Annotated in this window: 11 protein-coding genes and 1 other annotated feature; all 11 genes read right to left on the bottom strand. The window is 53.5% G+C overall.

The window, feature by feature from the left end; translation table 11 throughout:
• Positions 1-145 precede the first annotated feature (145 nt).
• Positions 146-1,741, bottom strand: a complete 1,596-nt coding sequence (locus PGY33_RS02295; RefSeq protein WP_118477990.1) for a solute:sodium symporter family transporter — start codon at positions 1,739-1,741, stop codon at positions 146-148.
• A 4-nt stretch (positions 1,742-1,745) separates the two neighbouring features.
• The gene (locus PGY33_RS02290; protein ID WP_270477147.1) at positions 1,746-1,877 is read right to left on the bottom strand and encodes a hypothetical protein; all 132 of its coding nucleotides are present in this window, start codon (positions 1,875-1,877) and stop codon (positions 1,746-1,748) included.
• A 206-nt stretch (positions 1,878-2,083) separates the two neighbouring features.
• Positions 2,084-3,103 (bottom strand): sugar ABC transporter substrate-binding protein, encoded by a 1,020-nt coding sequence (locus tag PGY33_RS02285; protein WP_270477145.1) that lies wholly within the window; start codon positions 3,101-3,103, stop codon positions 2,084-2,086.
• 203 nt (positions 3,104-3,306) lie between these two features.
• Positions 3,307-4,200, bottom strand: coding sequence for a TIM barrel protein (locus tag PGY33_RS02280; RefSeq protein WP_118360052.1), 894 nt, complete (start codon positions 4,198-4,200; stop codon positions 3,307-3,309).
• 116 nt (positions 4,201-4,316) lie between these two features.
• Positions 4,317-5,444, bottom strand: a complete 1,128-nt coding sequence (locus PGY33_RS02275) for a Gfo/Idh/MocA family protein (RefSeq protein ID WP_118360053.1) — start codon at positions 5,442-5,444, stop codon at positions 4,317-4,319.
• A gap of 363 nt (positions 5,445-5,807) precedes the next feature.
• Positions 5,808-6,467, bottom strand: a complete 660-nt coding sequence (gene pgsA, locus PGY33_RS02270) for a CDP-diacylglycerol--glycerol-3-phosphate 3-phosphatidyltransferase (protein ID WP_270477142.1) — start codon at positions 6,465-6,467, stop codon at positions 5,808-5,810.
• A 6-nt stretch (positions 6,468-6,473) separates the two neighbouring features.
• A complete protein-coding gene (gene rimO / locus PGY33_RS02265) occupies positions 6,474-7,808 on the bottom strand; it encodes a 30S ribosomal protein S12 methylthiotransferase RimO (RefSeq protein ID WP_270477139.1) in 1,335 nt (444 codons plus the stop codon).
• A 166-nt stretch (positions 7,809-7,974) separates the two neighbouring features.
• The gene (rplL, locus tag PGY33_RS02260) at positions 7,975-8,346 is read right to left on the bottom strand and encodes a 50S ribosomal protein L7/L12 (RefSeq protein WP_116704748.1); all 372 of its coding nucleotides are present in this window, start codon (positions 8,344-8,346) and stop codon (positions 7,975-7,977) included.
• Positions 8,347-8,424: 78 nt separating this feature from the next.
• On the bottom strand, positions 8,425-8,994 hold the full coding sequence (gene rplJ, locus PGY33_RS02255; protein ID WP_308744113.1) for a 50S ribosomal protein L10: 570 nt from the start codon (positions 8,992-8,994) through the stop codon (positions 8,425-8,427).
• Between the two features lie 10 nt (positions 8,995-9,004).
• Positions 9,005-9,168 (bottom strand) — a sequence feature (ribosomal protein L10 leader region).
• Positions 9,169-9,222: 54 nt separating this feature from the next.
• On the bottom strand, positions 9,223-10,608 hold the full coding sequence (locus PGY33_RS02250) for a citrate/2-methylcitrate synthase (RefSeq protein ID WP_118760762.1): 1,386 nt from the start codon (positions 10,606-10,608) through the stop codon (positions 9,223-9,225).
• Between the two features lie 342 nt (positions 10,609-10,950).
• Positions 10,951-12,366, bottom strand: a complete 1,416-nt coding sequence (gene cysS, locus PGY33_RS02245) for a cysteine--tRNA ligase (protein WP_118564226.1) — start codon at positions 12,364-12,366, stop codon at positions 10,951-10,953.
• Between the last annotated feature and the right edge of the window lie 743 nt (positions 12,367-13,109).

The following is a 13,109-nucleotide window of genomic DNA, read 5'->3' as shown; positions in this document are numbered from 1 at the left end:
GGCGAGGCGTGTACGCGCAGCGCGACCGAGAAGTCGCGCAAGGATAGCGCCTGCCTTTTTATAAAGGGACGAAAAAATGTGTCCGCAGGACGCGGTTTTTCGTCGAAATTCGATTGAAACCGTGGTTTCAATCGAGGCGAAGCCTTTAGCCGCCCAGACCCAGAGGAGAGAACAGCACATGAATGCCTACCAGCAGGATGAACGTAACTGCAATGACCGGCTTGCGATACTTCCACGGGGTCATATCAACAACCTCAAGATCAGGCAGTACATATGCTTCCTTGCGCGGTGCAGCCTTGGTCAGAATCGCCATCAGGATCAGGTCAATTACGAATGCGCCTACTTCAAAGTACAGGAAGTGGAACGGCAGAAGGTTCATCATCAGGCCATAGCATACGATATGGACAATGATGGCAGCCCTCGGCGCAAAGCTCGGCATGCGCGGAGCCAAAATACCCATAACAACGATGACCAGAACCGGAACGCCGTAGTAACCCCACATCTGATTGAGGAAGGTGCTGATGCCGGCCGGCAGATACAGCAGAAACGGTGCGATGACGATGGACGCCAGACACAGCACGATGCCGAAGCGCTTTGCAATGGTGATCAGCTGCGCGTCCGTGCGCTTTTTCTTGGAGATAACCGGAAGGATGTCCAGGGTGAACAGCGTCATGGAGCTGTTCAGTACCGAGTTAAAGGAGGACAGGATCGCACCGAACATGACTGCTGCAAAGAAGCCCAGTACCGGAGTCGGCAGGATGTCCTTGATCAGAGACGGGTACGCCATATCGAAGTCGGTCAGTACACCGCCGTCACGGATGAACTGGATAACGCCGGGCGCTACCAGAAAGATCGGGCAGAATACGCAGGTAAGACCGGTCAGCAGAGAGCCCTTCTGTGCTTCCTTCAGGTTCTTAGCGCCGAGTACGCGCTGCATGATGGACTGGTTGGTGCACCAGTAAGAGATGTGGTTGATACCACAGCCAAGTACGATCATCGGCCACGGAATGTACGGCGGCTGTGCGTCAGCAGGCTGGATCGCATTCAGGTGCTCCGGAGAGGATGTAGCGAAAATGCGGATGCCTTCTGCGATGCTGCCGTCGCCCAGTGCGATAAATGCCAGAGCCGGGATCAGGATGACCGCGCCGATGATAAAGATGATGCCGTTCAGAGAGTCCGATACGGCTACGGCCTTCAGGCCGCCGAAGATTGCATAGATACCGCCGATTATGCCGAGTGCAACGCACATTACGGTGGTTGCCATGAAACGGTTGCCGCCCATCAGTGCGGTAATGCCGAAGATACGCTCCATCGCTACCGAGCCTGCGTACAGCACCAGCGGCAGCATGGTTACAATATAAGCGACAAGGAAAATGAACGATACAATGACGCGGGTTGCGCGGTCAAAGCGGCTTTCCAGAAATTCCGGGATAGTGGAAATGCCGAGCTTGAAATACTTCGGGATGAAGAACAGTGCCATCAGCGTCAATGCGATCGGGCACATGGTCTCCCAGCCCATTGCAGTCATGCCGGCTGCATAGCCCTGACCGTTGCGGCCTACCAGCTGCTCCGCGGACAGGTTGGTCATCATCAGAGAACCAAAGATAACCAGACCGCTCAGGCTTCGGCCTCCAAGGAAGTAACCGTCTTTGCTGGTCTCGTCCGTTCCCTTGGTTTTAAGCCAGCTTACGAATGCCACCGCTACGGTGACAAGCACAAATGAACCCAGTGTAAATACCATTTTCTTAAACCCCCTCTTGTTTGCTGTGTAAATACGCTGCCACGGGTGTTTGCAGCAGCGTGTCCCTCTTTTTCTCTGCAGCCTGCAGGATAATCTGTACAGAATTGCTAATTTTGTCTATCTCATCCAACTTCATTCCATAGCAATGCCCCCTGATCCTGCTTGGGCAGGAGCAGGGGGCACCACCATATAGAGAAATAGAATGAGAGAAAGGATCTTTGAAATTTGCGTTTATCCATTACGGATTGGCAGAACGTTGGAGCGTTTTCCTGCCGATCCGGAGAGAGGATCTTACGCGTGAACATTATCGCACAATCTGCGTTTATGCGGAATGCAGTTTTCTTAGTGGAGCTGCGTCTTCAGGGTACCCAGGCGCTCCTGCGCGTTGTCCGGGGTAACTACGTCAGAACCGGAGTCAACGAACTCGTCAACGGTCTCGCCGTCCAGAACCTGAACCATGGTCTCAACAGCCTTGTAGCCCATCTCGTAAGCCATCTGGGCAACAGACATCGTCATCTGGCCGGCCAGGATTGCTTCACAAGCAGCGCGGTCACCGTTGAAGCCGAGGAAGATGGTGTTCTTGTATGCGTCATGGCCCTGCGCTGCACGGGCTGCTGCCATAGCCATATCGTCGTTGTTTGCGCAAATGATTGCGATGCCTTCCGGATGTGTCTGCATGATAGCTTCCATAGCGGTGGTAGCGCGGTCAGCAGTTGCGTCTGCGTACTGTACTTCGTCGCTCAGGAAGGTGCCGCCTGCTTCTTCAACGCCAGCCTTGTAGCCGTTCATGCGAGCGGTGTTGGTCTGGTCGCCCTGTACGCCTGCGATCTCAATGCACTTGATATCGGTCCAGCCGGCAGCCTTGGCAGCCTCTACAGCAGCCTCGCCGCCCTTCTTGGCAGCAGCTTCGTTACCGGTACCTACGAAGGACTTAACCTCTGGTGCCGTGAAGTTGGTGTCGATAGCAACAATCGGCAGCTTGGTGCCGCTGACGAGCTGCGCCGCGGTATCCGACTGCAGCGGAGAGATAATAACGCCGTCATAGCTGCCGGAGCTGAGGTCGGTCTCGATCATGTTCTGCATTTCATCGAAAGCGGTCTCAGAGCTTGGACCCTTAACCTCTACCGTAACCTTGCCCGAATGCTCGGAAGCATAGTCCTCAGCGCCCGACTTTACATACTGCCAGTACTCGGCCGCCAGGGTCTTCAGGATAACGCTGACCTTGTAGCTGCCGCCGGAAGCGGATGCGCCACCGTCATTACTGCTGCCATCGGTCGAGGCAGAATTACCGCCGCCACATGCGGTCATCGATAATGCCATCGCACCTGCCAGCAACATCGCTAACACTCTCTTCTTGTTCATAATTTTTCTCCTTTCTTTTTCCGGGCCCTGCTCTCTCAGCGCCCTTTTACGCTTGTGTATTTCGCACTTGCGTGTACTCTTTATCAGCAGTCCCTCTTGATTTTCTGTTGGAGCGGAAATTCAAGAGGGACCGGATAACAAAATAATGAAAACGGGAATGGTGTAGATGCGATTGTAAAATGGGTATTGCGATTACTACTTAATTAGAAACCCGCCTTGCGGAGGTTCTCACGACCGATGGTCGCCTTTTCGAGCGGTACGTCGAAGGACTTTACCGGGAACAGGTCCTGCTCAACAACGCACCAGCCGTCATAGCCGCACTCGTCGAGTGCCTTATGCATTGCAGTGAAGTCGATGCTGCCCTTGCCCGGCTCAACCATGATATCCTCGGTTACAGCCTTGGCAAAAGACCACTTGTTTTCGTCCATCTTAGCCTTGACTGCCAGATCGCAGTCCTTGAAGTGGATGTACGGGATGCGCTTCGCCCACTTCTTGTAGAAGGAAATCGGCTCGCCGCCGCCGTACACATGGTGACCGGTGTCGAAGCACAGGTCGACGGTCGTGTCGTTCAGGAAGCGCTCGATCTGCTCCTCAGTCTGAACGTGGCTGTCTACATGCGGGTGGAACAGACCGATAAAGCCGTTCGCTGCGCAGCGGTCCGCGCACTTCTGCACGTTCTTGCAGTAAGTAGACCACTCCTCGTCGGTCAGCTCCGGATTCATCTCCAGCTCACCGGTAGCGAGGTTGGTGTACATCGGAGGCAGCAGAACGATATACTTCGCGCTCGGGAAAGCCTTCAGCAGCTTGGAGATATCGTCGATGTCCTTGAGCATGCCTTCAACAGCCGCGTCATCAAGGAAGTTGCCGCCCTCGGTAGCGCCTACCAGAGTCAGGCCGCGCGCGTCCATAGCGTTCTTGAGCACCTTGGGATCGTCGTTCGGCATATAGCCCCACGGACCGATCTCGCAGCCCTCGTAGCCGGCAACCTTCATTTCGTCCAGACAGCGCCACCACTGGGGCTGCTTTGCATTGTTCGGATCACTTGCCGGGAACCAGACGCCCCAGGAGTCCGGTGCAATACCAATCTTGATAGCCATAATTTTATCCTCCCTGTCAAATTATTCAGGAAACTGTCAGCCTTTCCGGTCTCGGCGGAATCACTCCCGCCGGAGACCGTTTCGGCATTATGTTTTAATTGATGTAAACGGGCAACTTACTTAACGTCAACCCACTCGTGAGTCTTGGAGGACTCGATAACAGCAGCTACGGTGCGGTCGATCTTGTAGCCGAACTCGAAGTCGGTTACATAGTCAGCGCCATTGGTGATAGCGTCGAACAGAGCATGAACCTCGAGGATCTTCATGTCGTTGTAAGCGATGGAGATGCCGCCTGCCGGCTGGAATGCGGAGTAACCCTTCATCAGCGGGTTGAGCAGTACGGTGCGGAAGCCGCGGTCGCGCTCGTTGTCAGACTGGAAGTAAACCTGAACTTCGCCCATGCGCTCCAGATCGTAGCGAACAGAGCCCTTGGTACCCTGAATCTCGTAGGTCAGGTAGTTCTTGCGGCCGGTAGCAACACGAGAGCAAGCAATCTGGCCGATAGCGCCGTTAGCATACTCAGCCATGAAGGTCATGATGTCCTCGTTCTCAACGTCAACCATCTCGGTGGAGCCTGCAGACTTCGGACGCTTCGGGAATACGGTGGTAGCAACTGCGTTTACCTTGGTGATGTCGCCCATGATGAACTGAGAGATGGACAGCAGGTGGGAACCGAGGTCGCCCAGAGCACCGCAGCCAGCCAGCTTGTTGATGTGGCGCCAGGTGATCGGGAGGGACTCGTCGAGCAGCTGGTCCTGATCGTAGGTGCCGGTAAAGCGCATGATCTTACCGAGAGCGCCGGACTGAACCAATTCACGAACGTAAGCGTTTGCCGGGTTCTGGGTGTTGTTGAAGCCAACGTAGTTAACTACGCCCTTCTTGGCAGCCAGCTCAGCCAGCTCTCTGGACTCCTCAGCGGAGATGGACAGCGGCTTCTCGCAGTATACGTTCTTGCCGTTCTCCAGAGCAGCCTTAGCAACTACATAGTGAAAAGCGTTCGGGGTAGCGATATCAACCAGGTCTACGTTCGGGTCGGTAACTACATCGTGCCAATCGGTGGAGATGCGCTTGAAGCCGATCTTCTTCTGAGCGGACTTTGCAGCCTCTTCGTTAGCGTCAGCTACGATCTCGAAGGATGCGGTGCCGTAGTCAGGGCCAAACAGCATCTCAGCGTCAGCCAGTGCAGAGGAATGAGCCTTGCCCATCCAGCCGGAACCTACCAGACCAATACGGATTTCTTTCATGATAATTTCCTCCTTGACATTTAAGTCTTAGACATACTCTTTTCACGATTTACCAGAAGTTTTTGTTTTGTTTTAACTTTCGGTGTTTTCGTTTGTTTGACTATATTATATCCGCGAATAGGTTATATCACAATGCACTGTGTAACTCTGTTCTATACAAAAATTACTCTTTTATTTTCCCTCTTGTACAGCTTGCACAGAGCCGGATGTGTGCGTTTGCACACCTTGAACGAATACCGATTTAGCGTAGAAAAGTCTTTCAAAATAAGAAAATTTTCACATATGTCCTGTTCCCGCACCAGAGGAAATAATAAAAAAGAGGTGCACCGAAGTGCACCTCTGAGGCTGAAACAGTATGCGGTTTTACTTTGCCTTTACCGCGCCGTCCTTGATGAGATCCCAGTTCTTCTTGAGATAATCATAGCCGGAGTAAATGGTAACCAGCGTTACCACCCAGCCGACGATGGTCAGCAGCAGCGGCATACCATCCGCATGAGGGATGAACATAACAGCGGTAACACCATCGCCGTCCGCGAAGGCGATACCGTTTGCCAGCGCACCCATGATGATATAATACAGATAAATGACGATGATGCCGCCAATCTGCACACAGGTCTTGACCTTGCCCGTCCACGTCGCAGCCATAACAACGCCCTTATTGGCTGCAACCACGCGCAGAGACGTGATGATCAGCTCACGCGCGAGGATAACGCAGACCATCCAGCCTGCCATTGCCTTCTGCTCCACGAACAGGATGAGCGCGGAGGCTACGAGCAGCTTATCAGCCAGCGGATCGACAAATTTGCCGAAATCCGTCACCTGATTGTACTTTCGCGCCACATAGCCGTCCAGAAAATCCGTGAACGATGCCACGCAGAACAGAATGAGCGCAATCAGCGTGCAGGTCGGAAACGACACCTGTGCAGCGGTCGTATCCGCATTCAGCATAGGCTGCGCCGCAAAATAGATGAAGAATGGGATCATCGCAATGCGGGTCAGCGTGATTTTATTTGCGGTTGTCATAGGAAATTATGCCTCCTTCTGACGGACACCGAGCAGGTCGGGGCCAAGGCTTTCAGTGATGAGCACGGACACGAAATCGCCTTCCGCCGGTTCGTTATCCGCCGCGTCAAAGTAGACGTGGCCGTCTACCTCGACCGAATCCGCGTAGGTACGGCCATACCACAGGCCCTGCTCCTCGTCAAATCCCTCGCAGAGCACCTGCATGACCTCACCATGGCGGGAGGTATTGTAGTCGTCAAGCACACCGGACTGCAGCTCTTCGACGATCAGGCGGCGGTTCTGCTTGGTCTCGTCGTCGATCTGGTCGGGCAGCTCTGCAGCTTCCGTGCCTTCCTCCGGCGAATACTCGAACACACCGACGCGCTCAATGCCGACATTCTGCAGAAACTCACACAGCTCGGCAAACTCGTCCTCGGTCTCGCCCGGCAGACCGACGATCAGGCTTGTACGCAGTACAAGACCCGGAATACGCTCGCGCATATCCTCGATCAGCCTGGTAAATTCCGCGCCGTCACCCGGACGGTGCATGGCACGCAGAATGCGCTTAGAGACATGCTGCAGCGGAATATCCAGATACTTTACGATTTTCGGCTCATCCGCAATCACGTCGATCAGCTCGTCCGTAATCTGGTCGGGATAGAGATAGTGCAGACGAATCCAAGTAAAGTCCATCTTGCACAGCTCGCGCAGCAGCTCGGGCAGCAGACGCTTGTGCTCGGGCAGGTCCATACCGTACTTGGTGATGTCCTGCGCGATGACGATCAGCTCCTTAACGCCTGCGTCAGAGAGCGTACGCGCTTCCTCGAGCAGCGATGCCATCTCACGGCTGCGGTAACGGCCGCGCAGCTTGGGGATGATACAGTACGCGCAGGTGTTCGAGCAGCCCTCCGCAATCTTAAAGTATGCGGTGTACGAGGGTGTCAGGCGGTCACGGCTGCCGTCGAGTGCAGCAGAGGTCATATCGGCCATGTACGCCGCCTGCTGCCCCTTGAGCGCCGCATTGGCCGCGTCCACAATGTCATCATAGCTGCCCGTTCCGCAGAATACGTCGATCTCGGGCAGCTCAGCGCGCATCTCGTCAGCATAGCGCTGCACCAGACAGCCGGTCACGACCAGACCCTTCATATTGCCGGTCTGCTTGTTCTGGGCGGTCTCCAGAATGGTTTCGATAGCCTCGGTCTTAGCGGCTTCGATGAAGCCGCAGGTGTTGACAACGCCAACGTCTGCTTCGGTCATATCCTCGGTGATCTCCCAGCCTGCGTCCCGCAGCCGGGCCAGCATGTGCTCGCTGTCCACGAGGTTTTTCGCGCAGCCGAGCGAAATAAGTCCTAATTTCGGCATGAGATTCTCCTTCTTGTCCACATTATTATTCTATTTTATTATACCGCACAATTTCGGGTTTGTCACCACTGACTGACGGAAAATTTGGCATAGAAAAAGACGCAGAGCAAACACTCTGCGTCTTTGGAATTGCTTGATTGCAAGCAGTTGGTTCGGTAAGGAAACCTTACTTCAGCTCAACCTTAGCGCCAGCAGCCTCGAGCTTCTCCTTGATCTCGTTAGCCTCAGCCTCCGGAGCAGCCTCCTTGATGGTCTGCGGAGCGGTGTCAACCTTCTCCTTAGCTTCCTTCAGGCCCAGGCCGGTGATCTCGCGAACAGCCTTGATAACGTTGATCTTGGAAGAGCCAGCGTCAACCAGAACTACGTCGAAGTCGGTCTTAGCGTCAGCAGCAGCTGCGCCGTCGCCGCCTGCTACAGCACCTGCAACAGCTACCGGCGTAGCGGATACACCAAATTCTTCCTCGAGAGCCTTTACCAGCTCAGAGAGCTCCATAACCTTGAGCTCTTTTACAGCTTCCATAATCTCAGCAACAGTCATGGGATTAAACCTCCAATTTTAGATAATTTTTAAGTTAAAATGTGTTCCTGACCGAATAAATCAGTCAGTGCGGGGAAATTACTCAGCAGCTTCTTCTGCTGCAGCTTCCTTCGGGGCTACCAGTTCAGCAACCTTCATTTCCTCATTGCCCTCTGCCTTCTTAACGATAGCATCGCAAGCAATAGCGAGCTGCATAATGGGGTAGTTGAAGCTGTACAGTACCTGAGCGATAAGGGTTTCCTTGCTCGGCATAGCAGCCAGCTTCTTGACCTCGTCCTCACCGATGGCCTTACCTTCCAGGTAACCAGCCTTCAGGGTGAAGTTCTCGTGGGTCTTAGCAAAGTCAGCCAGGATCTTCGCCGGAGCGACAACGTCGTCGGTGGTGGAGATTGCCAGAGCGGTGGTACCGTGCAGGCACGCATCCAGCTCGTCAAAACCCAGTTCCTTAGCTGCAAAGCGGATCAGAGTGTTCTTGATGACAGCATACTCAACGCCAGCTTCACGGAGCTGCTTGCGGAGCTTGGTATCATCCTCTACGTTGATGCCCTTATAGTCGACCAGTACACCTGCCGGAGAATTCTTAATCTTCTCTACCAGGGAAGCGACCAGAGCCTTCTTCTCTTCCAGAATCTTTGCGTTCGGCATCATTTTCACCTCCTGTAAAATAAAAATACCCTCCCGGTGCAAAGACACAGGGAGGGTACACAGAAAACATAATCAAATATGATAATAACATGTCCGTGTTGACCTCGGCGGGCGGCGAACAAATCGCCATTTAAGCCTTGCGGCACCAGCTGTCTTTGACCAAGCTCATTTAGTATAACGCATATAAAGCAGGTTGTCAACACTTTTTTCAAAAAAACTAAAAATTAAAAATCAATCATTGATTGGACCGTCATTCCGCTCATCAATATTAACGTACTCGACATTCTTCGCAACAGGCTTATACGCCGGACGGATGATCTTACCGCCGGTGGTAACTTCCTCAAGGCGATGTGCCATCCAGCCGACGATACGCGCGGTAGCGAACAGCGGCGTATACAGCGACTTGGGCAGTCCGAGCATTTTGTAAACAAAGCCGGAATACATATCGACATTCGCGCACATCGGCTTGTCGCTGCCCTTGATTTCGGCAAAGACACCCGGCGTCAGCTTTTCTACCAGCTCGATCAGATCCATTTCGTCCGAATAGCCGGTCTTTTCCGCCAGCGGACGAGCAGCCTTCTTCAGTGCAACGGCACGCGGGTCGCTCAAGGTGTAAATCGCATGGCCCATGCCGTAGATCAGGCCGGAGCCGTCACCGGCTTCCTTATTCAAAATCTTACGCAGATAATTGCCGACCTCGGTCTCATCCTTCCAGTTGTGGATATTCTCCTTCATCTCCTCAAACTGCTTGACGACACGCAGGTTTGCACCGCCGTGGCGCGGGCCCTTCAGCGAGGAAACCGCAGCCGCGATCGCCGAATAGGTATCCGTACCGGACGAAGAAGTAACACGCACGGTGAAAGACGAGTTGTTACCGCCGCCATGCTCGGCATGCAGGATCAGACAGCGGTCGAGCAGCTTAGCCTCGTCATCGTTGAATTCGCCGGTCGGACGGATGAGGTGCAGAATATTCTCTGCAGTCGAACGGTTCGAATCCGGCACATGCAGGAACATGGAATCATTATCAAAGTAGCGGCGTTTTGCCTGATACGCGTGCGAAATGATAACCGGGAACTTGGCCATCAGGCTGATGCCCTGACGCATGATGTTCTCGACCGTGGTTTCATCCGGATTCGTATCATAGGAATACAGTGCCAGCGTTGCGCTTGCCAGCTTGTTCATGATGTCGCGGCTCGGCGCACGCATGATCATATCCTCGGTGAAGTTGTCCGGCAGGGCACGCTCCAGACCAATGGTATGCTGAAATTCCGCCAGCTGACGGCGGCTCGGCAGCTTGCCGCACATAAGCAGATAACCGATCTCCTCAAAGCCGAAGCGGTTTTCTTGCTCCAGACCGTGAATCAGGTCATATACATTATATCCGCGATAGGTCAGGCGGCCTTCGATCGGCTCACGCTCGCCCTCGTTGACGATATAACCGTGTACATTGCCCAGATGAGAAGCACCGACCAGAACACCGGTACCGTCCGCGTTACGCAAGCCGCGCTTGATGCGGTAGCGCGTAAACAGATCAGGTGGGAGCTGGTTGTGCATACGAAAGCTCTCACTCAGTTCATGCAAAAGTTCTTCCTTTACATAATCAGGCTGAATCGTCATTCCGCCTTCTCCTTTCCGTCCCAATAAATCAGATAATGAATATATTGTACCGCAATCCTGCAAAAATGTCAATCAACGACACTTGTATAAACCGACAAAAACCGCTTTTTCGCAGGTTTTCCGCTTGTTCATCCTGATAGCACGCAAGTTTTTTGTGCGCGGCGTGCAAAGATTTTATCAATTTGAAGTGAAAAAGTCGCCTGCAGTGTTGCCTTATCACCGGTTGACCGGTACACGCGGGCTGCGTCAGCAAGATGCTCTGCCAGTGCGAAAACACGCAAAAAGTCCTCTATTCACACACGAACAGAGGACTTTCTCTATCAAATAGTCGGGATTCGCAATTTAATTGCGGCTCCACTGCGTGCCCTGACGAGTATCCTTAATGGTAACGCCCATATCAGCCAGCACACCGCGGATACGGTCTGCCTCAGCGAAGTTCTTCTCCTTCTTGGCTGCGGCGCGCTGCGCGATCAGCTCCTCGATCTTCTCTGCGTCCGGATCAACCGCATCGTCACGGTTCTGCACCAGATTGAGCACACCGGTCAGTTCCATGAACAGATCATGCGCTGCGGTCAGGAATGCCTTGGTTGCATCCTGATGTGCACCGTTGTACGCATTGATCTCACGGGTCAGCTCGAAGATAGCGGACAGTGCGTCTGCGGTGTTCAGGTCGTCGTCCATTGCATCGATGAACTTCTGCTTGTAGCCCTTCAGAGCCTCCAGCTTCTCGGTCTCCTCGGCGGTCATGGTGTCGCCGGATGCCTTCTCGATGCGGAACTCCATATTATTACGGGCCTCGTACAGACGGGCAAGCGAGGCCTTGTTCATCTCAAGCGACTCAGCGGAGTAGTTAAGCGGAGTGCGGTAGTGCGCGCTCAGCATGAACATGCGGATGGTCTCATAGCCGAACTGCTTTGCTGCGTCGCGGACCATGAAGAAGTTGCCCTTGGACTTGGACATTTTCTCATTGTCGATGGTCAGGAAGCCGTTGTGCAGCCAATAATGCGCAAAGGTGCAGCCGTTTGCACACTCGGACTGTGCGATCTCGTTCTCGTGATGCGGGAAAATCAGATCAAGACCGCCGGAATGGATGTCGATGGTCTTGCCGAGGTACTTGTTCGCCATAGCCGAGCACTCAATATGCCAGCCCGGGCGGCCCTTGCTGCCCCACGGCGTATCCCAAGCCGGCTCACCCGGCTTTGCAGCCTTCCAGACCGCGAAGTCCATCGGATCTTCCTTTACCTCGCCGACCGAGATGCGGGCACCGGCCTGCAGCTCCTCCATCGGCTGGTGGCACAGCTTGCCATACTCGGGGAAGGACTTGGTGCGGAAGTATACGTCGCCGTTCTCAGCAACATAAGCGTGACCGTTCTCAATCAGGCGCTCAACAATATCAATAATAGCGTCCATGGTCTCGGTCGCACGCGGGTGCACGGTCGCCTTCTTGACGCCCAGACCCTGTGCATCAACGAAATATTCCTTAATATAACGCTCAGCGATGGTGTTGAAGTCCACGCCTTCCTCGTTCGCCTTGTTGATTACCTTGTCGTCAATGTCGGTGAAGTTCTGAACGAACTCAACCTTGTAGCCGCGGTACTCGAAGTAACGGCGCAGCAGATCGAAAATGATGAACGGACGTGCGTTGCCGACATGGAAATAGTTGTATACCGTCGGACCGCAGGAATACATCTTTACCTCGCCCGGCGTGATCGGAACGAATTCCTCCTTCTGACGGGTCAGCGTGTTGTAGAGTTTCATGATTTTTATCTCCTTTTGATGGTTTTCAGGAAAGCTATGCGGAGTTTCGGGAATAAAAAAGCCTCCCAAGGAATATTCTTCCCTCGGGAGGCGTACAAACGCGGTTCCACTCCGATTTTTCGCTCGTGCAGTGCGGTAACGGGCACTTTCCGCAGGGCGTTTGACCCTGTTGCTCGGCAGGCGCACTTCACCGTTTCCCGCGCAAAGCCCTTTCAGCCGAGGAGCTTCTCTCTTTCGCGCAAGGCGATCCGGTTACTTTTCCTGCGTCATCGCATAAATAACGATTATAATGATTTTATTATAACCATTTTGTGAGGAGAAGTCAAGCCGATCGGTGCAGACCACAGCTTTCCGCAAAATTAAATACACCGCAGAGAGCACCATCTTGACGAACAGCGCTTTCCGCGGTATACTATGGATATACAGGGACGCTGTCTATGCAGTCAGCCCTTTATCGAATCAAAAGTTTTATGCTAATGACCGTTCGGGGACCAGCCGAGCGGTCATCGCGCTTTTACGAAGAAAATGTACAGTACAATGACCGCACAAATAAAAAGCTGAAGTGCTTTCTTCTTCATCTGCGCCCACCTCCTTTCCACCGCAGACCGCGGGGAAAGAAAGGGCTGACCGCCATACAAAAACAGCGTGTATATATCCTTAAACAACAGTATAGCAGATTAAGGCGTATTTTGTCTATGCGCTGTATAACTATAAAAACACCGCAGCGTGCACGATTTTAACAG

The organism is Butyricicoccus sp. AF18-9LB (assembly GCF_027684505.1).
Taxonomy (GTDB): domain Bacteria; phylum Bacillota; class Clostridia; order Oscillospirales; family Butyricicoccaceae; genus Agathobaculum; species Agathobaculum butyriciproducens.
The sequence above is the reverse complement of the archived record's forward strand: the minus strand, read 5'-3'. Positions and strand labels throughout refer to the sequence as shown.